Genomic DNA, 24270 nt, shown 5'->3' on the forward strand with positions numbered 1-24270 from the left:
AGCTCAGACCGCCAAGGCCTGCAGCAGCTCGGTTTCTATGAGCAGCTGGCGCTGGTTGTTCTGCAGTTCGGCGCCCTCGATCAGAAAGCTGTCTTCCACGCGCTCGCCCAGCGTGCTGACCTTGGCCAATTGCACGCTCAGGTGGTGCTGCGCCAGGATGCGCGCCACGGTGTAGAGCAGGCCGGCGCGGTCCGTGGCCGAGATGGACAGCAGCCAGTGCTGGGCTTTTTCGTCGGGCTGCAGCGTGACGCGCGGCGCAAAGGGAAAGCTTTTGACGCGGCGCGACAGGCGCCGGGGGGATGGCTCGCGCAGCGGCCCGCCCTGCATCAGCGCGGCGACCAGGTCGTTCTCGACCATGTGCATCAGCTCGCGGTACTGCTCCTGCATGGCGGGCGCGACCACCTGGAAGGTGTCCAGCGCATAGCTGTTGTGGGCCGTGTGTACGCGCGCATCCAGAATGGAGAAGGCCGCCCGGTCGAAGTAGCCGCAGATGCGCGCGAACAGATCGGGCTGGTCAGGCGCGTAGACCAGCACCTGCAGCCCCTCGCCGGCCAGGGAGCGGCGCGCGCGCACCACGGGGCGGGTGGTGCCCACGTGGCGCGACAGGTGGCGCGTGTGCCAGGCGATGTCGGCTGCCTCGTGGCGCATGAAATAGTCCACGCCCAGCGTGTCCCAGAGCTTCTTGTGTGATTCGAAGGGCTGGGCTGTCAGTGCCAGCTGCACCAGGGCCTCGCGGCGGCGGGCCTCGATTTCGGCGGCTGCATCGGGCGCGCGTCCGCCCATGACGCGCAAGGTCAGGCGATAGGTGTCCTCCAGCAGTTTGCCCTTCCAGGCGCTCCAGACCTTGGGGCTGGTGCCGCGGATGTCGGCCACGGTCAGCAGGTACAGGGCCGTGAGGTTGCGCTCGTTGCCCACGCGTTCGGCAAAGGCCTGGATCACCTCGGGGTCCGACAGGTCCTGCTTTTGTGCGACCTGGCTCATGGTCAGGTGCTCGCGCACGAGGAACTCAATCAGCTCGGCGTCGGCGCGCGCAATGCCGTGGGCGCGGCAAAAACGCTTGGCCTCCACGGCGCCGATGATGGAGTGGTCGCCGCCCCGGCCCTTGCCGATGTCGTGGAACAGCGCGGCCACATACAGCAGCCAGGGCTTGTCCCAGCCGCTGGCCAGCTGGGAGCAGAACGGGTACTCATGCGCATGCTCGGCCATGAAAAAGCGCCGCACATTGCGCAGCACCATGAGGATGTGCTGGTCCACCGTGTAGACGTGGAACAGGTCATGCTGCATCTGGCCCACGATGCGCCGGAACGGCCACAGGTAGCGCCCCAGCACCGAGGTCTGGTTCATCAGCCGCATGGCGTGCGTGATGCCGCTGGGCTGCTGCAGGATCTTCATGAAGGTGGCGCGGTTGACCGGGTCGCGCCGGAAGGCCGCATCCATCAGGTCCCGCGCGCCGTACAGCGCGCGCAGCGTGCGCGCCGACAGGTCGGTGAGGCCCACATGGGTCTCGTACATCAGAAAGGTTTCGAGGATGGCGTGCGGCTCGCGCTCGTAGAGATCGTCGCTGGCCACCTCGATGGTGCCGGCCTTCTCGTAGAAGCGCGAGTTCAGCCGGATGCGCGGCGTGGGTCGCGGGTTCAGCCGCTCTTCGATGTTCAGCCGCAGGATCTGGCACAGCTGGGTCACGGCCTTGGCCGCCCAGTAGTAGTGGCGCATCAGCGTCTCGCTGGCGCGCATGGCCAGCTTGCGCCCCTCGGCCGAGGTGGAGCGGTAGCCAAAGGCCTCGGCCACGGCGGTCTGCTGGTCGAAGACCAGGCGGTCCTCATGCCGGCCGGCCACCGCGTGCAGGCGCGCACGTATCAGGCTCAGCAGGGCTTCGTTGTCTTCGAGTTGCCGGCGCTCGAAATCGGTGATCAGCCCCTTGCCGGCCAGGGCCTGCCAGCTGCTGCCCAGGCCTGCGGCACGGGCCAGCCAGATCATGGTGTGCAGATCGCGCAGCCCGCCGGGCGATTCCTTGCAGTTGGGCTCCAGCGAGTAGGGCGTGCTCTCGTACTTGTTATGGCGCTGGCGCATTTCCAGCAGCTTGCCGGACAGAAAGGCGTGCGCATTCATCTGGGCCTGGTAGCGCGTCTGGAACTCGGCGAACAGCGGCTCGCTGCCGCAGATGCGGCGTGATTCCAGCAGGGCGGTCTGCACCGTCAGGTCGCGCTCGGATTCCTCCAGGCATTCGGCCAGCGTGCGCACGCTGGAGCCGATCTCCAGGCCCGCGTCCCAGCAACTGCCAATGAATTTCTCGATGCGCGAGGCCAGCTCGGCATCTGCCGTGCCGGCTGCTGGCAGCAGCACCAGCACGTCGATGTCGGAATAGGGAAACAGCTGGGCGCGCCCGAAGCCGCCCACGGCGGCCAGGCAGGCCTCGGGCGGCATGCCGGCGCGATGCCACAGCGCGCGCAGCAGCGTGTCGGCCAGATCGCTCAGGTGCTGCAGCACCAGGCGCACGCCGCGCCGGCCCATGGTGGGCGCCAGCAGCGAGCCTATCCAGCGCCCGCGATCCCGGGCGTACTGCGCGCGCAACTGCTCCAGCGAGTCCGGGGCAGAGGGCGCAGCGTGGGAAGGAGTGTGGTCAGTGGTCTGTTTCATGCGCGGCGAGGGCAGGGAAGGCGCCGGGAGCGGGTGCCCCGGACGCCATGCCATTTTGCCTGCGCATCACGCAAGAAACATGCCGAGCCTCAGCAGCTTGTGGTGGTAACGAAGGGGGGCAGCGCGGGCGAGCCGGCCGACAGGGTCATGACTTCGTAGCCCGTCTTGGTCACCACCAGGGTGTGTTCCCACTGGGCCGAGAGGCTGTGGTCCTTGGTCACGATGGTCCAGCCGTCCTTGCCCAGCTCCTTGATCTCGCGCTTGCCCAGGTTGAGCATGGGCTCGACGGTGAAGACCATTCCTTCTTCCAGCACGGTGCCCGTTCCGGGGCGGCCGTAGTGCAGGATCTGGGGCTCTTCGTGGAACTTCTGGCCGATGCCGTGGCCGCAGAACTCGCGCACCACCGACAGGCCGTGGCCTTCGGCAAAGGTCTGGATGGCGTTGCCGATGTCGCCCAGCGTGGCGCCGGGCCTGACCTGCTGGATGCCCAGCCACATGGCGTCGAAGGTCAGTGCCGACAGGCGCTTGGCTGCGATGGAGCACTCTCCGATCATGAACATGCGGCTGTTGTCGCCGTACCAGCCGTCCTTGGTGATGACCGTGACGTCCACATTGACGATGTCGCCCTTCTTGAGCGGCTTGTCATTGGGAATGCCGTGGCAGACCACATGGTTGACCGAGGTGCACAGGTGTCCGGGGTAGGGAGGGTAGCCGGGCGGCTGGTAGCCGATGGTGGCGGAGACCGTGCCCTGCTGCGCCATGCATTCGGCGCCCAGGCGATCGATCTCGGCCGTGGTGATGCCGGGCTTGATGTGGGGGGTGATGTAGTCCAGCACTTCCGAAGCCAGGCGGCAGGCCACGCGCATGGCTGCGATGTCTTCAGCGCTCTTGATGGTGATGCTCATGCCCGCAATTATCCCATTGCGCCTTCGGGCGTGCAGGGGTAAGGGGCGGCTGTCGCCATCGGGACGGCTCAGCCCGGTAAAATAGCGGCCTCACCGATTCAGCGCCTTGCAGCTAGCCCCCGGAGGGCGGGGCCGCAGGGCGCTTTTCACAAGCCTCCTCACCCAACAGGCCGCCACGTGACCTTGCATCTGACACAGTTGGAGGGTGGAAGCGCTCTCAGCTCGTTCCGCGCCCAGCAGCTCCTGACCGAACTGGTCTCCATCCATCCCAAAATCACCGGCATTGCCGCGCGCTTCGTGCACCTGGTGGCCACGGACGCCGCACCCACGCCCGCATTGCAAGAGCGCCTCCAGGCGCTCTTGACCTATGGAGACCCCTATGAAGGCCCGGCCGACGGTGCCGCCCTGGTGGTCACGCCGCGCCTGGGAACGATCTCCCCCTGGGCCTCCAAGGCCACGGACATTGCCCGCAACTGCGGCCTGGGCGTGTTCCGCGTGGAGCGCATCACCGAATACCGCATCGCCTTCAAGACCGGCCTGCTGAGCAATGTGCTGGGCAGCGCGCCTGAGCTTTCGGCCGAGCAGACTGCACGGATCGCCGCCTTGCTGCACGACCGCATGACCGAGTCGGTCTTCGCCACGCGCGCCGAGGCCGAGCAACTGTTCTCCGCCCTGGACGCCGCTCCCATGGAGTTCGTCGATGTGCTGGGCGGCGGCCGCGCCGCGCTTGAGGCTGCCAACCGCCAATGGGGCCTGGCCCTGGCCGACGACGAGATCGACTACCTGGTCGATGCCTTCAAGGGCCTCAAGCGCAATCCCACGGACGTGGAGCTGATGATGTTTGCGCAGGCCAACAGCGAGCACTGCCGCCACAAGATCTTCAACGCCCAGTTCACCATCGACGGCGAGGCCCAGGACAAGAGCCTGTTCGGCATGATCCGCAACACGCACCAGGTCTCGCCCCAGCACACGGTGGTGGCCTACTCGGACAACGCCTCCATCATGGAAGGCCATGAGGTCGAGCGCTTCGTCGCCACCTTCGAGGCGGCCCTGGACAAGATCAAGGCGCCCAGCTACCAGAAGAGGCAGGCCGTCAACCACGTGCTGATGAAGGTGGAGACGCACAACCACCCCACGGCCATCTCCCCCTTCCCCGGCGCATCGACCGGCGCGGGCGGCGAGATCCGCGACGAGGGCGCCACGGGCCGCGGCTCCAAGCCCAAAGCCGGCCTGTCGGGCTTCACGGTCTCCAAGCTGTGGGGCAGCGAAGTGGGCAAGCCCGAGCACATCGCCAGCCCGCTGCAGATCATGATCGAGGGCCCGCTCGGTGGCGCGGCCTTCAACAACGAATTCGGCCGTCCCAACCTGACCGGCTATTTCCGCGAGTACGAGCAGCAGGTCGGCGTGGGTGCCGATGCCGTGATGCGCGGCTACCACAAGCCCATCATGATCGCGGGCGGCCTGGGCGTGATCGACTCCGAGCTGACTCAGAAGATCGAGTTCCCCGCCGGTACCCTGCTGATCCAGCTGGGCGGCCCCGGCATGCGCATCGGCATGGGCGGCGGCGCTGCCAGCTCCATGGCCAGCGGCACGAACGCGGCCGAGCTGGACTTCGATTCCGTGCAGCGCGGCAATCCCGAGATCGAGCGCCGCGCCCAGGAAGTCATCAACCACTGCTGGGCCCAGGGCGACAAGAACCCCATCCTGGCCATCCACGACGTGGGTGCCGGCGGCCTGTCCAATGCCTTCCCCGAGCTGACCAACGATGCGGGCCGTGGCGCGCGCTTTGACCTGCGCGCCGTCAACCTGGAGGAATCCGGCCTGGCGCCCAAGGAAATCTGGTCCAACGAAAGCCAGGAACGCTATGTGATGGCCATCGCTCCCGAATCGCTGGCCGAGTTCACGGCCTTCTGCGAGCGCGAGCGCTGCCCGTTTGCCGTGATCGGCACGGCCACGGAAGAGCGCCAACTGGTGCTGGAGGACACTGCGGTGGCCTCGGGCGACCAGAAGTTCCCCGTGGACATGCCCATGAACGTGCTGCTGGGCAAGCCGCCCAAGATGCACCGCGACGTGGCCACCGTGCAGCGCGAGCTGCCGCCCATGGACCTGACCGGCGTGCCCCTGGAAAAGGCCGTGATCGACGTGCTGGCCCACCCCACCGTGGCCTCCAAGCGCTTCCTGATCACCATTGGCGACCGCGCCGTGGGCGGTCTCACGCACCGCGACCAGATGGTCGGCCCCTGGCAGGTGCCCGTGGCCGACGTGGCCGTGACCCTGGCCGACTACCGTGGCTTCAAGGGCGAGGCCATGGCCATGGGCGAGCGCACGCCGCTGGCCTCCATCAACGCCCCGGCGTCGGGACGCATGGCCGTGGCCGAGGCCATCACCAACATGCTGGCCGCGCCCATCGAGCTGTCCAAGGTCAAGATGTCGGCCAACTGGATGGCGGCCTGCGGCGAGCCCGGCGAAGACGCGGCGCTCTACGCCACCGTCAAGGCCGTGGGCATGGAGCTGTGCCCGCAGCTGGACATCTCGATCCCCGTGGGCAAGGACAGCCTGTCCATGCGCACCCAGTGGAACGAGGGCGGCCAGGTCAAGAAGGTGACCTCGCCCGTCAGCCTGATCATCACGGGCTTCGCCTCCATCGACGATGTGCGCGGCACGCTCACGCCCCAGCTGGACGCCACGGAAGACGACAGCACCCTGGTCCTGGTGGACCTGGGCCGCGGCAAGATGCGCATGGGCGGCTCCATCCTGGGCCAGGTGCTGGGCCAGTCCGGCAATGAAACGCCTGACCTCGATGACGCCAAGGACCTGATCGCCCTGGTCGATGCCGTCAACGACCTGCGCGCCAAGGGCCAGATCCTGGCCTACCACGACAAGGGCGACGGCGGCCTGCTGGCCACCGTGGCCGAGATGGCCTTTGCCGGCCATGTGGGCGTGGCCATCAACGTGGACATGCTGGTCACCGAAGGCGACGGCATCAGCGACAGCCGCATGGACTCGGGCGAAGGCAAGAACTGGGCCTCCCAGATCAGCGGCCGCCGCGACGACATGACGCTGCGCGCACTGTTCAACGAAGAGCTGGGCGCCGTGCTGCAGATCCGCACGGCCGACCGCGCCGCCGTGCTGCAGACCCTGCGCGAGCATGGCCTGTCCACCTGCAGCCACATCATCGGCAAGACGCGTCCCGTCTCGTCCAAGGTCGATGCGGGCAAGGGCGAACTGCAGGTCTGGCGCGATGCCAAGTCCGTCTTCGGCGCCTCGCTCAGCGACCTGCACCAGGTCTGGGATGCCGTCAGCTGGAAGATTGCCCAGCAGCGCGACAACCCGGCCTGCGCCGACAGCGAGCACGCCGCAGCCGGCGAGCCTGCCGACCCGGGCATGCACCTGCACCTGACGTTCGACCCGGCCGAGAACCCCGCCGCACCCTTCCTGAACCTGGGCGCGCGCCCCCGCGTGGCCGTGCTGCGCGAGCAGGGCGTGAACTCCCATGTGGAAATGGCCTACGCCTTCACCGAAGCCGGCTTCGACGCGGTGGACGTGCACATGACCGACCTGCAAAGCGGCCGCGCGCAGCTGCAGGACTTCGCCGGCGTGGTGGCCTGCGGCGGCTTCAGCTACGGCGACACGCTGGGCGCCGGCATCGGCTGGGCGCGCTCCATCACCTTCAACGACAGCCTGTCCGCGCAGTTCCAGCAGTTCTTCGGCCGCAGCGACACCTTCGGCCTGGGCGTGTGCAATGGCTGCCAGATGTTTGCCGAGCTGGCCGACATCATTCCCGGTGCCCAGGACTGGCCGCGTTTCACGCAGAACCAGAGCAACCGCTTCGAGGCACGCCTGTCCATGGTGGAAGTGCTGGAGTCGCCCAGCCTGTTCCTGCAGGGCATGGCCGGCAGCCGCCTGCCCATCGCCGTGGCCCACGGCGAAGGCTTTGCCAACTTCCGCTTCCGCGGCAATGCGGACAAGGCCATCGCCTCCATGCGCTATGTGGACAACCACGGCAAGGCCACCGAGCAGTACCCGTTCAACCCCAACGGATCGGCCGGCGGCCTGACGGCAGTGACCACGGCCGATGGCCGCTTCACGGCCATGATGCCCCACCCCGAGCGTGTGTTCCGCAACGTGCAGATGAGCTGGACCAACGGCGACAAGTCGGAATTCAGCCCCTGGATGCGCGTGTGGCGCAACGCCCGCAAGTGGCTGGGTTGATGCACTGAGCGACGCTGCAAAGCAGACAAAGGCCCTTCGGGGCCTTTTCTTTTTCTGTTTCTTTTTGGCGGCTGCCGTTACGGCGCCAGCATCTGCGCCGTGCGCGCGCGGGCCTGCTGGACCAGGGTGGAGATCAGCACCGTCTCGGGCAGGTTGTGCCAGTAGCGGCGCGGCATCTCGCGCAGCATGGCCTGCTCCTTCAGGCGCGCGGGGTTGAAGGTGCTGGCGTAGTAGGTCAGCCACAGGGCCTCGCCCGCGTCGGCTGGCGGGGCATCGCTGCGGCGCGCGCCGGGCGCCAGGCGCAGCGCATGGCCGTCCCAGTGCGCGCTGCACTGCGGCGTGAGGATGGCCCAGTGCATGTTGGCAAAGCGCTTGCAGAAGAAGGGCGCTGCCGCGCGCACGATGTGGTGCTCGGGCTCGAACCAGGCAATGTGCAGCTCGGGCTGGTTCTGCCGCTGCGTCGTCCGAAAGCGCACAAAGGCGTGCATCTTGTGGATCTCGCGCGAGACGGGGCGGGCCAGGGCCTCGATGGCGCGCCAGTCCGCATCCAGCGCATCCAGCCGCAGTTCGGGCCGGGCCTGCATGCGCGCCAGCCAGCGGTGGCACAGCTCGAAGCGGCCCGCCGCGCGGTGCATGCAGGCATGGCGCAGCGCGGACATCTGGGTTTCGGACAGGGACAGCCCTGCCTCGCCGGGGCCGGCCAGCCCGGCGAGTGCCGAGGCGGGCATGGCCTGCTCCGGCGCGCTGGAAAACAGGTCCACCCCCGCGCCGAGTTGCTGCGCACCCCGCGTGTTGGGCCACCGCCAGCGCACCAGGGCGGGGTCGGCGCCATGGGCCAGCAGCGCCCTGCAGGCTGCGCGAAAGCCGGGCCAGTCGTCGGGGCTGTCGAGTTCGATGGTGAGAGCCTGTGCTTGCATGGCGTGCTCCAGGTTCTAGAACAGGCTGGCCTGCACCGCGCTTTGCACGCGCATGCCGCTGTGCCGTGCCTGGGCCTGGCTGGCCTGCGACTGCGCGATCAGCCGGGTGCGCAGCGCGGCCGAGTCGGTCTCGCCCAGCAGGGGCCGGTGGCCGTCGATCAGCACGAAGGGCAGGGCCTTTTGCACGGGGGCGCGCAGCCGCAGCAGATCGTCCAGCCGCAGCCTGCGCACGCGGCGCGCCGCCAGCAGGCGGTCCACCGTCTGCGTGCCCAGGCCCGGCACGCGCAGCAGCAGGCTGCGCGGCGCACGGTTGAGGTCCACGGGGAACTGCTGCCGGTTGGCCAGTGCCCAGGCCAGCTTGGGGTCGATCTCCAGGTCCAGCATGCCGTGGCGGCTGGCTGCCGCGATCTCGCCCGCCCCGTAGCCGTAAAAGCGCATCAGCCAGTCGGCCTGGTAGAGCCGGTGCTCGCGCATGAGGGGAGGAGCCTGCGGCGGCAGATCGCGCGAGGCATCGGGAATGGGGCTGAAGGCCGAGTAGTACACGCGGCGCAGGCCGTAGCCCGCATACAGCGTGTGGCTGGATTCGAGGATGTCGGCATCGGTTGCGCGGTCGGCGCCCACGATCATCTGCGTGCTCTGCCCGCCCGGCGCAAAGCGGGGCACGGCGGCGCGCTGCGCGGGCGCGCCGGGCAGGGACTGCGCCTGGCGCTGCTCGCGCGTGGCCGCGCGCCAGGCCTGCACATGCCGGTCCACGCCCTGCATGGCCTGGCGTATGCGCTGTCCATCCTTTTCAGGCGCGAACTGCGCCAGGCCGCTGGCCGTGGGCAGTTCCACATTGATGCTCAGGCGGTCGGCATGGCGGCCTGCCTGGGCCAGCAATTCGGGGGCGGCATCCGGGATGGTCTTCAGATGGATGTAGCCGCGAAAGTCATGCTCCTCGCGCAGGCGGCGCGCCACTTCCACCAGCTGCTCCATGGTGTAGTCGCTAGAGCGGATGATGCCGCTGGACAGGAACAGCCCCTCGATGCAGTTGCGCCGGTAGAAGTCCAGCGTCAGCTGCACCACCTCGGCCACCGTGAAGCGGGCGCGCTGCACGTTGGAGCTCTTGCGGTTGATGCAGTAGCGGCAGTCGAAGATGCAGACATTGGTCAGCAGGATCTTGAGCAGCGAGATGCAGCGCCCGTCGGGCGCATAGCTGTGGCAGATGCCCATGCCGGTGACCGAGCCCATGCCCTTGCCGTCCAGCGAGTCGCGCCCCTGCGATCCGCTGGAGGCGCAGCTGGCGTCGTACTTGGCGGCGTCGGCGAGGATGAAAAGTTTGCGTTGCAACTCCATGGCTGTATAAATATACAGTATATTTGCCTGGCACATCCGGTTTTTCGAGAGCCCATCCCCCAGCCAGGGTCTGGTCCGGCCTTGCCTGGCTGCGGGTCGAGCGCACTGTCGGGCTATCGCAATGGCCAGCGGATTGCAATGGTTGCCAGTGCAATGGAGTGAAACCGTTTTCAGTGCGGAATGAGTGCTTGCTTTCAATGGGTGGCGATGTGCATCGCAGGAAATGGTGAATGCGTGTTTTCTGCGTCTTTCGCAATGCCTGAAGGCTGGCATGGCTTGGTGCCATCAATGCACGCGCTGATATAGCGCAGCTGGCTGCGCGCCATGGGGGTTTCCCATTCATGGGGGAGAGGTTGGGTGTTGTTGTGAATTGTTTCAAATTGCCGATAACTATTGCTGATAGGCTTTCGGGTTTGCCGGGCAGTGCCGTTTCATTCAATGCGCCCGGCGATGACAAACACTTGGAGAGGGAGCTTCGGTGTCGCGTGTATTAGGAACAGAGAGCGAAGTGCTGGCGCTGTCGCCGGACGCCTCATCCAGCAAGGCCGCCAAGGGCCTGCAATCGCCCGCCAAATGGCCCGCCATGGGCGCCAATGATGTGGCGGTCTGGGGTGAATGCCAGGGCAGCGGCAGCAAGCCCTACCAGACCCAGGTGGACCTGTCGGGGCCTTCCTTCAAATGCTCTTGCCCCAGCCGCAAATTCCCCTGCAAGCACGGGCTGGCGCTGATGCTGATGCGTGCCGGCGGGCAAGTCCCCGAAGGCGTTGATCCGCCCGCCTGGGTGCAGACCTGGCTGGACAGCCGCCAGGAAAAGGCCGAGAAGAAAGAGGCCAAGGCTGCCGCCGCAGCGGCCGAGCCGCCACCCGATCCCGAGGTCGCGGCCAAACAGCAGGCCAGGCGCGAAGACAAGCGCTGGGACAAGGTCGAAGCCGGCCTGCAGGAACTGTCGCTGTGGATGCAGGACATGGTGCGTGCGGGCCTGGCCAACCAGGCCAGCGACACGCAGATGCGCCAGCGCTGGAACAACATGGCCGCGCGCATGGTCGATGCGCAGGCCACGGGCATGGCGGCGCGCATCAAGGATTGCAGGGATCTGGTGGACAGCCACCGAGACTGGCCGCGCGACATGCTGGTGCAACTGGGCCACTGGCAGTTGATCATCGACGCCGTGCGCCGCCGCGAATCGCTCAGCCCCGAAGTCAAGGCCGACGTGATGGCCGCGCTGGGCTGGCCCATGGACAAGGCCGAGGTGCAGGCCAAGGGCCAACTGGTCGAGGACGAATGGCTGGTGGCCGGCCTGCGCATGATCGAGCGCGAAGGCCGGCTCATGGAGCGGCGCGTCTGGCTGCAGGGCCAGCGCACCGGGCGCATGGCCCTGGTGCTGGACTATGCGCAGGGCGGGCGCGGCTTTGAATCGGCCTGGGTGCCGGGCCATCGCTACGGCTGCGCGCTGAATTTCTATCCGGGCCATGCGCCGCTGCGCGCCATTGCGGCCAATGGCAACGGGCCTGCGCTGCCTGCCGATGGCGCCAGCCCGCTGGCCAACTCGGCCGGGGGAGACGTCCTGCAACGGCTGGGCCAGCGCATTGCCGCCAACCCGCTGCAGGCCACGCAGCCGCTGTGCCAGGACGGGTTGCGCCTGGTGCCTGCCCAGGGCCAATGGTTTGCGGCCTGGCCCGATGCGCTGGGCGCATCGGCGGCTGCGCCCGGCGTGTCTGCTGCAGGCACTGCCGCGCCTGTGCAGCCCGTTCCCGTGGCCATTGACGATGCCGAGGCCTGGCGCCTGCTGGCGCTCAGCGGCGGTGCGCCCATGCAGCTGTTTGGCGAATGGGAGCCCGGCCCGGCCGTGGGCCGCTGGCGGCTGCTGAGTGCCTGGCAGGCCCGCGAGGGTGAAACCGCCAAGCAATGTATCTGGCAGAACCAGGGTGATCCGGTATGAGCAACGCACAACTTTGGGCTGCGCTGCAGCAATCGGCCATGGTCGGCTCGGACCGGCTGGCCGTGCCGCCTGCGCTGGCTTCGGGCGTGGACCCGTCCGCAAGCGGGTCGCAGCAGGCCGTGCAGGCCGCGCTGCAGCCCCGCGCTGACGTGGCCGGTGACTCGCCTGCCCAGCAACTGCTGCGCGCCAGCGCCGTGGCGGCCGTGTTCGAGCGGGCCGGCTGGCAGCCTGGCGCGCAGGTGCGCCTGACGGCACCGCTGGCCGTGCCGGCCGCCGCGCCTGCGGAGTCGCGCACCGCGCCTGCCGATGCGCGCCTGCACACCCTGATGGGCGACGTGCTCAAGGACGGCCCGTTCGAGCTGCAGGCCTCCATGCTGCGCACCCTGGACCAGGCCGGCCAGCGCCTGCCCCACGATCTGCTGGTGCCTGCGCTGGAGCAGGGCCGCCAGTCCGTGGAACTGCGCCAGTGGCTGGCCCCCGTGCTGGGCGAGCGCGGACGCTGGCTGGGCGCGCTCAACCCGCAATGGAGCTATGCCAGCGGCGTGGAGGAAACCGCCGACCCCGAACTGGTCTGGCAGGAGGGCTCGGTGGAGCAGCGCGTGGCCCTGCTGCGCAGCGAGCGCGCAACCGATGCCGCCAAGGCCCGCACGCGGCTGGAAGGCAGTCTGAAGGAGCTGGGCGCCAAGGAGCGCCTGCCCCTGGTCCAGGCCCTGGCCGTCGGGCTGGGCATGGACGATGAGCCGCTGCTCGAAAAACTGCTGTCCGACCGCAGCAAGGAGATCCGCGAGAACGCCGCGCAAATGCTCTCGTGTCTGCCGGACAGCGCGCACAGCCAGCGCGTCATGGGCTGGATGCAGTCCATGCTGCAGCAGGACGACAAGGGCCAGTGGATCGTGGAGCCTCCCGAAGAAGGCCTCAAGGAATGGGAGCGCGACGGCATCACGCTCAAGCCCGACGCCTACCACCGTGGCGGCAAGAAGGCTTGGCTGCTGGAGCAGATGGTGCAGCTCACGCCCGTGTCCTTCTGGACCCGCGCCCTGGGCCTGACGCCCCTGGAAGTGATGGAGTGGAGCCGGCGCAGCGACTGGAAATCCTCACTGCGCCAGGGCTGGGTGCGGGCCCTGCAATACCAGTTGGACGTGGAATGGATCGATGCCGCCCAGACCATGGGCCGCGACATGCGCCACGACGCGCTCCTGCCCGCCCTCATGGCCCGGTTGTCCCGCGAGGAACGCGAGTCCCGCTGGATTGCCCAGTTCGAGCGCGACAGGCACAAGCTCATCGATGCCATCGAAGGCATGTCCCAGTCGCTGGGCGGTGCCGAACTGCTCTCGCCCGCGCTGTCGGCGCGGCTGACCGAGGCACTGCACGTGGCCGTGGGCGGCAAGCAGATCACGGGCAACTGGCACAGCTACCGCGCCGACCAGGCCCTGCTGTCCTGTGCGCGCATGCTGGACGTGACCGCGCTGGAGCGCTTTGCCGAACTGTGGCGCAAGCCCTCGGTGCTGGATGCGCAACCCGAGCCTGAGCCCGAGCCGCAAACCGAACCTGCGGCAGCAGTCACGGCCACCGCTGCCGCCACAGCCGCTGCAGTTGCCGCACCGGCAAGCATTCCCCTCACGCCCCAGCAGCAGGCGCGCCTCGAACGCAGCCGCGTGCGGCCCTGGGACGAGGAGCGCATGCGCGGCCATCTGGAGCGCATCGTCGATCTGCGCCTGGGCCTGCACCAGGCCTTTGTCGCCCTGCGCGGCCCGGCCTGAGCCGCGCCCGTCCTGCCGCATACCCCGAACCGAACCGAATCCAACCCTTACCCCTTCCCGGAAGCACACCATGAGCCAAGTCCTGCGCCAGCATGCCGAACAGCAATTCGCCGAAGAACTCGAAGCCCTGCGCAAGGTGGACGACCGTCCGCGTCCGCCCAACTGGAAGCTCTCGCCCTGGGCCGTGCTCCAGTACCTGATGGGCGGCAAGCTCGGCAACGGCTTTGAAGTCAGCCCCAAGTACATCGGCAATCCGCGCCTGATGGAAATCGCCGTCTCCACCCTGGCCACCGACCGCGCCCTGCTGCTGTACGGCGTGCCGGGCACGGCCAAGTCCTGGGTGTCCGAGCACCTGTCGGCCGCCGTCAGCGGCGACTCCACCATGCTGGTGCAGGGCACGGCCGGCACCAGCGAGGAGCAACTGCGCTACGGCTGGAACTACGCCCAGTTGCTGGCCCACGGCCCGTCCGAGAAGGCGCTGATCCCCAGCCCTCTGGTCAATGCCATGAAGCTGGGCAAGATCGCCCGCATCGAAGAGCTGACCCGCATCCCGGCCGATGTGCAGGACACGCTGATCACCGTGCTGTCCGAAAAGACCCTGCCCGTGCCCGAGCTGGGCAGCGAAGTGCAGGCCGTGCAGGGCTTCTCGGTCATCGCCACGGCCAACAACCGCGACAAGGGCGTGAACGAGCTGTCCAGCGCGCTCAAGCGCCGCTTCAACACCGTCATCCTGCCCGTGCCGGCCTCGCAGGACGAAGAGGTGCAGATCGTCACCAAGCGCGTGGCCGAGCAGGGCCGCGCCCTGGCCCTGCCCGCCGAGCCGCCGGCCCTGCAGGAAGTGCGCCGCGTGGTGCAGATCTTCCGCGAGCTGCGCAACGGCCAGACCGAAGACGGCAAGACCGTGCGCGTCAAGTCGCCCAGCAGCACGCTGTCCACGGCCGAGGCCATCTCGGTCATCAACAGCGGCATGGCGCTGGCCGGGCATTTCGGCGACGGCGTGCTGCGCGCGGGCGATGTGGCCTCGGGCCTGCTGGGCGCCGTGATCAAGGATCCGGTGCAGGACAGCGTGGTCTGGAAGGAATACCTGGAAACCGTGGTCAAGGAACGCAGCGACTGGAAGGACCTGTACCGCGCCTGCCGCGAGCAGCTCTGAAGCCCCCAGTCCCGCACCGCTGACCGACCGCACCCTCTGCGCATCCCCTGTATGGCCACCTCTGCCAATCCGCTTCATTTCTTCGGCATCCGCCACCATGGCCCGGGCTGCGCGCGCAGCCTGCTGCAGGCCCTGGAGCAGCTGCAGCCCGACTGCCTGCTGGTGGAGGGGCCGCCCGAGGGCGAGTCCCTGCTGCCCATGCTGCAGCATGCCGACCTGCAGCCGCCCGTGGCCATGCTGGTCTATGTGCAGGACAGCCCGGCCCATGCCGCCTTCTATCCCTATGCCGAGTTCTCGCCCGAATGGCAGGCCCTGCAATGGGCGGCGCGCCAGGGCGTGGCCACGCGTTTCATCGACCTGCCCCAGACCCACCGCATGGCGCTGGACATGGCCGAGCAGGAGCGGCGCCGGGCCGAGGCGGCGGCAGCAGATGCAGCTGATGCAGGCGCGGATGCGGCCGATGAAGGCCAGGATGCCGACACCGGCTCCGACTCCGACACCGGCTCCGATTCCGTCGCCGCTGCGGCAGACGGCAGCCAGCTCCAGAGCAATGCCGCCGAGGCCCTGGACCGCGACGACACCACGCAGTCCGTGCCGGCTGCCGACCTTGCAGTCGATCCCTCGGCACAGTCCCCGCAGGACTGGCACGATCCGCTGGACCTGCTGGCCGAGGCCGCTGGCTACCCCGACGGCGAAAGCTGGTGGAACCGCATGGTCGAGGAACGCGGCGACGGCGCCACCCTGTTCGAGGGCATTGCCGAAGCCATGACCGTGGTGCGCGCCGAGCTGCCCAACGAAGTGCGCGGAGAACGCCATGCCCAGCGCGAGGCGCTGCGCGAAGCCTGGATGCGCCAGTGCATGCGCGAGGCCGTCAAGGCCGGCCACCAGCGCATTGCCGTGGTCTGCGGCGCATGGCATGTGCCTGCCCTGCAGGCCCAGGTCACCGCCAAGGCCGATGCCGCCACGCTCAAGGGCCTGCCCAAGGCCAAGGTCCAGGCCACCTGGGCGCCCTGGACCTACCGCAACCTGTGCTCGTCCAGCGGCTATGGCGCGGGCGTGGATTCGCCGGGCTGGTATGAACATCTGTGGCGCTGCTCCGAGCCTGTGCCCGAGTCCTTGTCTCAGCCCGCACCTGCTGCCGACCCGGCACGCGCCAGCACCCAGCGCACCGTCGGCTGGCTGGCGCGCGTGGCCCATCTGCTGCGCTCCAAGGACCTGGACTGCTCCAGCGCCCACATCATCGAGGCCACGCGCCTGGCCGAAAGCCTTGCGGCCCTGCGCGGCCATGCCAGCCCCGGCCTGCCCGAGCTGGACGAGGCCATCGTCACCGTCATCAGCATGGGCGAGCGCACGCCGCTGCGCCTGATCGAGCGCGAACTCAGCGTGGGCGACCGCATCGGCGGCGTGCCCGCCGACGTGCCCCAGGTGCCGCTGCAGCGCGACATCGAGCAGCAGCAAAAAAGCCTGCGCCTCAAGCCCGAGGCGGCCGCCAAGGTCCTGGCCCTGGACCTGCGCAAGGACACGGACCGCGAACGCAGCCACTTCCTGCACCGGCTGCGCCTGCTGGGCATAGAGTGGGGCAGCGTCACCACCGACCAGCAGCGCAACCGCGGCACCTTCCGCGAAAGCTGGCAGCTGCAGTGGGAGCCCGAGCTGGCCGTGCGCATCATCGAGGCCAGCCGCTACGGCGGCACCCTGGTGCAGGCCGCCGCCGCCAAGGTGCGCCAGGCGCTGACGCCCGAGACCCCGCTGCCCGAGCTGGCCAAGACCATCGACGACGCCCTGCTGGCCGACCTGCCGCACCTGGTCGATGCCCTCATGCACGACCTGGCCGACCGCTCGGCCAGCACCGGCGATGTTTCCCAGCTCATGCAGGCGCTGCCGCCGCTGGCCAATGTGCTGCGCTACGGCAGCGTGCGCCAGACCGACACCCAGGCTCTGGCCACGGTGATCGACAGCATGGCGCTGCGCGCCGCCATCGGCCTGCCCCTGGCCTGCATGGCGCTGGATGAAGACGCTGCAAGACACATGCAGGCCACGGTGCTGCAGGCCCACGAGGCCCTGCGCCTGCGCGATGCCGAAGAGCCGCGCGAAGCCTGGTTCGGCGCCCTGCGCAGCATTGCCATGGGCGACGCGGGCGCCGCCTTGCTGCGCGGCGCGGCCTGCCGCCTGCTGCTCGATGCCCACCGCCTGGACAGCGAGGCCGTGGCCACGCAACTGGGCCGCAATCTCTCGCTGGGCGTGGCGCCGCTGGACGCTGCCGCCTGGCTGGACGGCTTTCTCAACCGCCAGGCCCTGGTGCTGCTGCACGACGACGCCATCTGGGGCGCCGTCGATGCCTGGCTGGCGCAGCTGGGCGAGACCCAGTTCACCCAGATCCTGCCCCTGGTGCGCCGCAGCTTCTCGGCCTTCTCCAACCATGACCGCCAGAGCCTGGGCGAAAAGGCCCGGCGCGGCCAGGGCAGTGCGGCCGTGGCGGCTGCATCCGCAGGTGCCGCGGGTGCCGCAGGTGCGGCAGGCGATGGGAACGACGGCGCCTGGAACGAGGCGCGTGCCATTCTCGCCATTCCCGTACTCGATCAACTGCTGGGCCTGAACATGCCCGCGCAACCGCTGACCCGCCTGCAGGAGGCCCAGCCATGAACACCGCTGCCACCGTGAACGATGCACCCCTTGCCGGCGCCGACCCGCAGGAGACCGCCCCCCAGCCCACCACCCGCCTGCAACGCTGGCGCCTGGTGCTGGGCCAGCCGTCCGAGGCCAGCTGCGGCGGGCTGGGCCCAAAGGGCAGCTCCATCGACGAGATGGACAAGGCCCTGGCCGCGCTCTACGAAGAGGACAACAAGGACGGCGGCCTCTCGCGCCGCGGCGGGCGGGGCAACTCCTCGCCCAGCGTGGCGCGCTGGCTGGGCGACATCCGCAAGTACTTTCCCAGCCAGGTCGTGCAGGTCATGCAGCGCGACGCCATGGAGCGCCTGAACCTGCGCGAACTCATGCTCCAGCCCGAAATGCTGGAGCATGTGCAGCCCGACGTGCACATGGTGGCCGACCTCATCTCCCTGGGCTCCGTCATCCCGCAGAACACCAAGGAGACCGCGCGCATCGTCGTGCGCAAGGTGGTGGACGACCTCATGCGCCGCCTGGAAGAGCCCATGCGCAGCGCCGTCTCGGGCGCGCTGGACCGCAGCCAGCGCAACCGCCGTCCGCGCCACTCCGAGATCGACTGGAACCGCACCATCCGCGCCAACCTGCGCCACTGGCAGCCTGACTACCGCACCATCGTGCCCGAGACCCTGGTCGGCTACGGCCGCAAGGTGCGCCGCCCGCAGCGCGAAGTCATCCTGTGCATAGACCAGAGCGGCTCCATGGCCAACTCCGTCGTCTACTCCAGCATCTTCGGTGCCGTCATGGCCAGCCTGCCGGCCGTCGCTACCCGTCTGGTGGTCTTCGACACGGCGGTGGTGGACCTGACCGACAAGCTCTCCGACCCCGTGGACGTGCTTTTTGGCGTGCAGCTGGGCGGCGGCACCGACATCAACCGTGCCGTGGGCTACTGCCAGGGCCTGATCAGCGAGCCGCGCAACGCCATCGTCGTGCTCATCTCCGACCTCTATGAAGGCGGTGTGGAAAGCGGCCTGCTGCGCCGCGCCTCCGAACTGGTGGAGTCGGGCGTGCAGTTCATCACCCTGCTGGCACTCAGCGACGAAGGCGCCCCTGCCTACGACGCGCAACTGGCCGCCAAGCTGGCCGCGCTGGGCGTGCCCTCGTTTGCCTGCACGCCGGATGCCTTCCCGCAGCTCATGGCCGCCGCCATCCGCCGCGACGACGTGGCGGCCTGGGCGGCAGGGCAGGGCTTCAAGACCAGCAAGTGACGGACGGCCGGTCGGCCCCGTGACAGGGCTGGCCGCCGGGCATCTCCTACATGGGCAGGACATGCCCAGGCCCCATGATGGCGCCCAGGCAAAAAGAAGTTCCCCGAACAATTCACTGGAGTAATGCGATGGCTGGTGCTGGTTTGCTGATGCTGCTGGACGATATTGCAGCGATCCTGGACGACGTGGCCCTCATGACCAAGGTCGCGGCACGCAAGAGCGTGGCCATGGCCGACGATGTGTCCGTCATGACCAAGGTGGCTGCACAGAAGACGGCCGGCGTGCTGGGCGATGACCTGGCCCTGAACGCCCAGCAGGTCACGGGCGTGCGCGCCGAGCGCGAGATTCCCGTGGTCTGGGCCGTGGCCAAGGGTTCGCTGATCAACAAGGCCATCCTGGTGCCTGCGGCGCTGCTCATCAGCGCCTTCATTCCCTGGGCTGTCACGCCGCTGCTCATGGTGGGCGGTGCCTTTCTGTGCTTTGAGGGTTGCGAGAAGCTGGCCCACAAATTCCTGCATTCGCCCGAGGAAGATGCCGTGGAGCGCGAGCGCCTGACCCAGGCCAATGCCGATGCGGGCGTCGATCTCGTCGCCATGGAAAAGGACAAGATCAAGGGCGCCGTGCGCACCGACTTCATCCTCTCGGCCGAGATCATCGCCATTACCCTGGGCACCGTGGCCGCCGCCCCGTTCGGGCAGCAGGTGGCCGTGCTGGCGGGCATTGCCCTCATCATGACCGTGGGCGTCTATGGCCTGGTGGCCGGCATCGTCAAGCTCGATGACCTGGGTCTGTGGCTGGGCCAGCGTGCCAGCGCCGCGGCCCGTGCGCTGGGCCGGGGCATCGTCGCCGCCGCGCCCTGGTTGATGAAGGGGCTGTCCGTTGCGGGCACGGCCGCCATGTTCCTGGTGGGTGGCGGCATCCTCGTGCACGGCGTGCCTGCGCTGCACCACGCCGTGGAAGGCCTGGGCGATGCCGTGGCCCAGGGCGCGCTGGGCGGCCTGTGGCGCGTGCTGGCGGTGAATGTGCTCAACGCGGTGGCCGGCATCGTGGCCGGCGCCATCGTGCTGGCGGCTGTCGAAGGCATCAAGCGTCTGCGCCGCCGCTGAGTCGCGGCAAACATCGCCGGCCGGCCCTGGAGTCGGCAAGGCACGCCACGGGGGCCGGACGGCCCCCGTTTGCATGGAATTTTCGCTTCGGCGCATCGCATTTGACTGTGGGCGCAAGCACATGCATTCCCCCTGGAACTCCGCAAGGCCAGGCGTCCTCCTGTCCCTTGGCGGCGGCGCAATGTGTTTGCGCCTGCCGGCCGCCGAGGCTCCGGGAACGGCCCATTGCCGCAGCGGAGCCGTTGTCGGGACCGGGCGGCTGAATTCGCATCCGCACCGGTCCTTGGGTGTTCATCAGGGGGACTTCATGATTTCCAACCTCACCAAGGCCAGCGTGCTGCGGTCCGTCATCGCCGGCTGCACGCTCGCGCAAGCGGGCAGGGCCGAGAAACTCAGCACCGAGCGCGCGCGCACGGCGCTCAACCGCATCTGCGAGCTGCTGCATCTGCCCAACGACCTGGCCGCCATCCAAGCGGAGCCGCAGCTGTACCTCGAATCCCTGGCCCACTTCGAGAGCCTGCCCCAGTTCGAGCTGCGCACGCCGCTGGTGGCCAAGCTCAAGCAGGTGCTGGGCCTGCGCTCATCCAGGCAACTGACGCCGGCCGTGCTCGCGCAGGTCAGCGCGTCACAGCTCATCAACCAGGGCGTCTCCATCATCGCCCTGGCCGATCTTCAGGAGTGGCTGCTCAAGCATGACCTGTCGCTGAGGCATGGCCCGCCCATCACGGATATCGACTTCAGGGAGGCCCGAAAAGCCATTGCCTTGCTCGACGCCTTCGACTTCGACACCGAATCGCTGGAATGGCAAATGAATCACCTTGCCCGCAAGCGCGGCCGGGCCAGGAGCCGGCCTGCCCCGGCTGCCTGCGCAGTGGAATCCCTGCCTGCCGTCAGCACCACAGGGGCTGCGCCCTAATATCGGGGCTTCCCAACAAGGCCCGATACACCATGAAGTTCTCCTTGCTTGCTGCCGCGGCTGTGGCATTGCAACTGCTGGCGCCGGCGCCTGCCCTGGCGGCCGACGACATCGTGTTCAAGGACAGCGCCGGCCGCGTGCTCAGGCGCAGCGACCTGGACAAGGCCGATGGCCGCTTCAGTTGGGAGCTACCCTCCGCCACACCCGTCAGCCAGGCCGCGCGCGATGCCCATGCCTTGGGCCGCGCTGCAGGGCAGAACGGCGATTACCGCGCCGCCCTGGCACATTTCGAGACTGCCTCGAAGCTGGCGCCCCGCTGGCCCTATCCCATCTACGACGCTGCATTCACCTACCTGCTGCAAAAGGACTTTGACGCGGCCTATCGGCGTTACCGGCGCGTGGATGCACTGGCGCCCAGGGGCTTCTTCACCGCCAAGACGGCCGTGCACAGCCTGCGCATGGAGCGTGACGGCAAGCTCCCCCAAGGCACCTACCTGCGCTACCTTGCCCTGGAGTGGGAAACCGACCGCGACAAGGCGCGCCAGGCCGCGCTGGCCATGACCCGCGAGACGCCCGGCTTCGCTCCCGCCTGGAAGACCGCCGCCCATCTGGAGGACGACCCCGCAAAACGTCTCGCCCTGCTGGACAGCGGCCTGAAGGCTGACCCCGATGCCGAGACCCGCGGCTTTCTGCTCCTGAACAAGGCCATGGTGCTGCGTGAACGCAACCAGATCCCCGAGGCCATGGTGATGCTGGGAGAGCTTGCGTTAGACCCGCAGTCTCCGCTGGATGTCGAGGCCCTGGCGCGGCACACGCTGGCGCAGTGGGCGCGGCCTTGACGCTGGCACCTGCACCTTCACCCGCCCTGCAGCCCGCTCAGCGCAGGGCGAGCTCCACGGCCTCCGCAGACAGCCCGTAGGCCTCCACGAAGACCTCGATGCGGTCCTGCGTCTGCGCGTTCACAAACGTCTCCATGCCCACGCTGTCCATCTCCCCTGACAGCATCTGGCCCGTATTCACGGGGCGGGTATCGAGCTGCTGCGCCAGCACGCAGCTGTCCTCTCCCTCCGGCTGCAGGCCGATGAGCCCTGTCTGGTTGTTGATGGCAATCACCCTGGCTTGTCTTTGCATGTTCCACCCTGTCGTCTGAATCCGTCGTTTCTGGAATGGCGAAAAGGCGCCGCCTTGTGCAACGCCCCTGCCTGTCCTGGCGACTGTAGGCAAGGCTTGGGGACGGCGGTAGAGGCCCGGGGCTTGGTGGACTGCCAAGGGGAATTTACGAATGGCTTTCAGAGATGATGGGTTTTCTGTTGAATGTGGCGGATGTGCCGAGGCGGTTGCAGGGCGCTTTGACCCGGCGACCTGGAGTGGATGCACTCGACGCGGCATCTGCTGTGCGATGGCCATGCATGGCGAGGAATGCATGAAACTTTCCGAAGCGCTGGCTTTGAACCGTACCGGGATTCGCCATGTGGTCGAGTCCCACCGTGCGACCCTGATGCATGTGGCCGCCATCCAGGAGGAACTGCAGCGCCTGCTGGGCGTGTCGGTCGATGGGCTGACGCCCAATGCCTTGCTGGAGGCCTTCCGCAGCCAGGTGCTGGCCGAGGCGCTGCCGATGTGGGCAAGGCATTGCGCGCCAGCGTTCCTTCCTGATGAATCGGCAAGTGAACGGCATCTGCCGCAAACCTGCGATAGATACCTGACCAAGCACCTTCATTGAGGGTATCGCGGGCAGCCTCCCCCTCTCAGCTTCCCAGCGCCCCGCGCACGGCAGCGCGCTCGCCCATGCGCTTGAAATGCGCCTGCACCTTGGGGAAGCCGGCGATGTCCACGCCGTCGCCTTCCAGCCAGCCGGCAATGGTGAACAGGTAGGCGTCGGCCACGGAATAGTCCGAGCCCAGCACCCAGGGCGCATCGCCCAGGTAATGGCGCTCGATCACGCCAAAGCATTCGGCCATGTTGGCTGCCACCTTGCGCTGCATGGAGGCAATGGCCGCTTCGTCATCGGCCCAGCGGCCTGCGCGGCGTCCGTGGGCGTGGGCCACGTGCACGGTGGAGGACAGGTAGCTGTGGAAATCCTGCATGTGGGCAAAGGCATACGCATCGTCCAGCGGGGCGAGCCGGGCCTCGGGGAAGCGGCGCGCAACGTAGGCCAGCAGGGCCGGCGTTTCGGTGAGCACGCCGCGCTCGGTCACCAGGGCGGGCACGCGGCCCTTGGGATTGATGGCCAGGTATTCGGGGCTGCGCTGCTCGCCCTTGGGGAAGTCGAGCTTGATGACTTCGTGCGGCGCATTGGCTTCGATCAGGGCGATGCGGGTGGCCAGGGCGCAGGTGCCGGTCGCGTAGTAGAGCTTGAGGGTGGTCATGAAAGAGACGGGTAGGGATGGGATACGTCCAGATTCTGCCGTCGGCGCCGATGGCCGGGCCGGCCCTCCAAATTAGTGCGTATTGCATGGGCGTGCAAGCGGCATCTGCGTCTTTGCTTATGCCGGCCCTGGGTGTTCCAGCGCCCGGCTTCCCGTTCTGTCGAAAGGAGCCGTCAATCGCCGGCCGGGTCACTGCCCTGACCGATCACCTTCAGGCGCTTTTCCACATCCTTGATCAATGCAGACGGCGTGATGTCCAGGGCATCGCCGAGGCGAAACAGCATGCGTCCAGCGAGGACGTAGTCAATCAACCAATGCAGCCACGACCTCGCAGCTCAAACCTCAAGCCAGGCAGCTCGAATCGGTTGCCGCTGGCCCGCCGCGCAATGCGTTGCATGCATCCAACGCGATCCGGCCATGCGGGGCTGCGCACCTTCGGGTTTGAGCTAGGACAAGATCGGCCACGTCCGCCCCTGATGCAATACAGCTACGGGATTTGCCCCGGGCTACTCCAAGACTCTCCATCATGAAAAGAACTCTGCTCGCCGTTGCTGCCGTTTGCGCCCTGTCGTCGGGTGCCGCGTTTGCGCAGCAGGCCGAAGGCCCCTGGATGGTGCGCGTGCGCGCCGTGAATCTGGACAGCGCCAACAAGGACAGCACGGGTCTGGGTCTGTCGATCAACAACAAGTGGATGCCCGAACTGGACGTGTCCTACTTCTTCACGCCCAACATCGCGGCCGAGCTGGTGCTGACCTACCCGCAAAAGCACGACCTGCGTGCCAACGGCCTGGGCCAGATCGGCAGCCTCAAGCACCTGCCGCCCACGCTGCTGGCGCAATACCACTTCACCAATTTCGGCGCCTTCAAGCCCTACGTCGGCGCCGGTGTGAACTACACCCGCTTTTCGAGCGTGAGCTTCAACCCTGCCGTGCAGGCCGCGCTGAACCCCTCGATCAAGAAGAACAGTTTCGGCGGCGCGCTGCAGATCGGTTTCGACTACGCGCTGGACAAGAACTGGTCGCTGAATTTCGACGTGAAGAAGGTCTTCATTGAAACGGACGTGAGCTCCGCCGGCACCAAGGTGGGCACCTTCAAGGTGAACCCGGTGCTGGTCGGTGTGGGACTGGGCTATCGCTTCTGATCTCCTGA

Annotated in this window: 18 protein-coding genes and 1 pseudogene; 11 read left to right on the top strand and 8 right to left on the bottom strand. The window is 67.9% G+C overall.

Going from position 1 to position 24270, the window contains the following annotated elements; all coding sequences use genetic code 11:
• Positions 1 to 3: 3 nt before the first annotated feature.
• Together KDK82_RS04745 and map are read right to left on the bottom strand one after the other, a co-directional pair.
• Positions 4 to 2637: a [protein-PII] uridylyltransferase gene (locus KDK82_RS04745; protein ID WP_179217845.1), complete on the bottom strand. Its 2634-nt coding sequence runs from the start codon at positions 2635 to 2637 to the stop codon at positions 4 to 6.
• A gap of 89 nt (positions 2638 to 2726) precedes the next feature.
• Positions 2727 to 3542: a type I methionyl aminopeptidase gene (map, locus tag KDK82_RS04750; RefSeq protein ID WP_034396030.1), complete on the bottom strand. Its 816-nt coding sequence runs from the start codon at positions 3540 to 3542 to the stop codon at positions 2727 to 2729.
• A gap of 177 nt (positions 3543 to 3719) precedes the next feature.
• Between map and purL the strand changes: the two genes are divergently transcribed.
• Positions 3720 to 7754, top strand: coding sequence for a phosphoribosylformylglycinamidine synthase (gene purL / locus KDK82_RS04755; RefSeq protein ID WP_088164139.1), 4035 nt, complete (start codon positions 3720 to 3722; stop codon positions 7752 to 7754).
• A 77-nt stretch (positions 7755 to 7831) separates the two neighbouring features.
• Here the strand turns inward: purL and KDK82_RS04760 are convergent, their stop codons facing one another.
• The 3 genes from KDK82_RS04760 to KDK82_RS33075 all read right to left on the bottom strand — a co-directional run bounded on the left by KDK82_RS04760 (position 7832) and on the right by KDK82_RS33075 (position 10332).
• Positions 7832 to 8671 (bottom strand): TIGR03915 family putative DNA repair protein, encoded by an 840-nt coding sequence (locus KDK82_RS04760; RefSeq protein WP_088164140.1) that lies wholly within the window; start codon positions 8669 to 8671, stop codon positions 7832 to 7834.
• A 15-nt stretch (positions 8672 to 8686) separates the two neighbouring features.
• The gene (locus KDK82_RS04765) at positions 8687 to 10006 is read right to left on the bottom strand and encodes a putative DNA modification/repair radical SAM protein (RefSeq protein ID WP_088164141.1); all 1320 of its coding nucleotides are present in this window, start codon (positions 10004 to 10006) and stop codon (positions 8687 to 8689) included.
• Positions 10007 to 10200: 194 nt separating this feature from the next.
• Positions 10201 to 10332, bottom strand: coding sequence for a hypothetical protein (locus KDK82_RS33075; RefSeq protein ID WP_256974396.1), 132 nt, complete (start codon positions 10330 to 10332; stop codon positions 10201 to 10203).
• A 152-nt stretch (positions 10333 to 10484) separates the two neighbouring features.
• Here KDK82_RS33075 and KDK82_RS04770 point away from each other — a divergent pair, with 152 nt between their 5' ends.
• The 8 genes from KDK82_RS04770 (at position 10485) to KDK82_RS04805 (ending at position 21591) form a co-directional block, all read left to right on the top strand.
• The gene (locus tag KDK82_RS04770; protein ID WP_088164142.1) at positions 10485 to 11945 is read left to right on the top strand and encodes an SWIM zinc finger family protein; all 1461 of its coding nucleotides are present in this window, start codon (positions 10485 to 10487) and stop codon (positions 11943 to 11945) included.
• Positions 11942 to 13705 carry a DUF5691 domain-containing protein gene (locus KDK82_RS04775; RefSeq protein WP_088164143.1) on the top strand — a complete coding sequence of 588 codons (1764 nt, stop codon included), beginning with the start codon at positions 11942 to 11944 and terminating at the stop codon, positions 13703 to 13705. Before KDK82_RS04770 ends, KDK82_RS04775 begins: the two co-directional genes overlap by 4 nt.
• A 70-nt stretch (positions 13706 to 13775) precedes the next feature.
• Entirely contained in the window at positions 13776 to 14858 is a 1083-nt protein-coding gene (locus tag KDK82_RS04780) for an AAA family ATPase (RefSeq protein ID WP_012206645.1), read from the top strand.
• 51 nt (positions 14859 to 14909) lie between these two features.
• Positions 14910 to 17501 (top strand): DUF5682 family protein, encoded by a 2592-nt coding sequence (locus KDK82_RS04785; protein WP_088164144.1) that lies wholly within the window; start codon positions 14910 to 14912, stop codon positions 17499 to 17501.
• The gene (locus tag KDK82_RS04790) at positions 17498 to 18730 is read left to right on the top strand and encodes a VWA domain-containing protein (RefSeq protein WP_034396011.1); all 1233 of its coding nucleotides are present in this window, start codon (positions 17498 to 17500) and stop codon (positions 18728 to 18730) included. The genes KDK82_RS04785 and KDK82_RS04790 overlap by 4 nt, the downstream gene beginning before the upstream one ends.
• 128 nt (positions 18731 to 18858) lie before the next feature.
• Positions 18859 to 19836 (top strand): DUF808 domain-containing protein, encoded by a 978-nt coding sequence (locus KDK82_RS04795; RefSeq protein ID WP_088164145.1) that lies wholly within the window; start codon positions 18859 to 18861, stop codon positions 19834 to 19836.
• A 307-nt stretch (positions 19837 to 20143) separates the two neighbouring features.
• Entirely contained in the window at positions 20144 to 20752 is a 609-nt protein-coding gene (locus KDK82_RS04800) for a hypothetical protein (RefSeq protein ID WP_088164146.1), read from the top strand.
• 32 nt (positions 20753 to 20784) lie between these two features.
• Positions 20785 to 21591 (top strand): lipopolysaccharide assembly protein LapB, encoded by an 807-nt coding sequence (locus KDK82_RS04805; RefSeq protein ID WP_088164147.1) that lies wholly within the window; start codon positions 20785 to 20787, stop codon positions 21589 to 21591.
• A gap of 37 nt (positions 21592 to 21628) precedes the next feature.
• Here the strand turns inward: KDK82_RS04805 and KDK82_RS04810 are convergent, their stop codons facing one another.
• Positions 21629 to 21883, bottom strand: a complete 255-nt coding sequence (locus tag KDK82_RS04810; RefSeq protein ID WP_012206639.1) for a hypothetical protein — start codon at positions 21881 to 21883, stop codon at positions 21629 to 21631.
• A 292-nt stretch (positions 21884 to 22175) separates the two neighbouring features.
• Here KDK82_RS04810 and KDK82_RS04815 point away from each other — a divergent pair.
• A pseudogene (locus tag KDK82_RS04815) lies at positions 22176 to 22373 on the top strand (nucleotidyltransferase); the annotation flags it as partial.
• A 127-nt stretch (positions 22374 to 22500) separates the two neighbouring features.
• On the opposite strand, the gene KDK82_RS04820 reads toward KDK82_RS04815, so the two are convergent.
• Both KDK82_RS04820 and KDK82_RS32600 read right to left on the bottom strand, forming a co-directional pair.
• Positions 22501 to 23121: a glutathione S-transferase family protein gene (locus KDK82_RS04820; protein WP_088164148.1), complete on the bottom strand. Its 621-nt coding sequence runs from the start codon at positions 23119 to 23121 to the stop codon at positions 22501 to 22503.
• Between the two features lie 173 nt (positions 23122 to 23294).
• Positions 23295 to 23432: a hypothetical protein gene (locus KDK82_RS32600; protein WP_179217846.1), complete on the bottom strand. Its 138-nt coding sequence runs from the start codon at positions 23430 to 23432 to the stop codon at positions 23295 to 23297.
• A 215-nt stretch (positions 23433 to 23647) separates the two neighbouring features.
• Between KDK82_RS32600 and KDK82_RS04825 the strand changes: the two genes are divergently transcribed.
• Positions 23648 to 24262, top strand: a complete 615-nt coding sequence (locus KDK82_RS04825; RefSeq protein WP_013801530.1) for an OmpW family protein — start codon at positions 23648 to 23650, stop codon at positions 24260 to 24262.
• The last annotated feature ends 8 nt before the right edge of the window (positions 24263 to 24270 follow it).

It is taken from the genome of Delftia sp. K82, assembly GCF_002193035.1.
GTDB lineage: Bacteria > Pseudomonadota > Gammaproteobacteria > Burkholderiales > Burkholderiaceae_C > Comamonas > Comamonas acidovorans.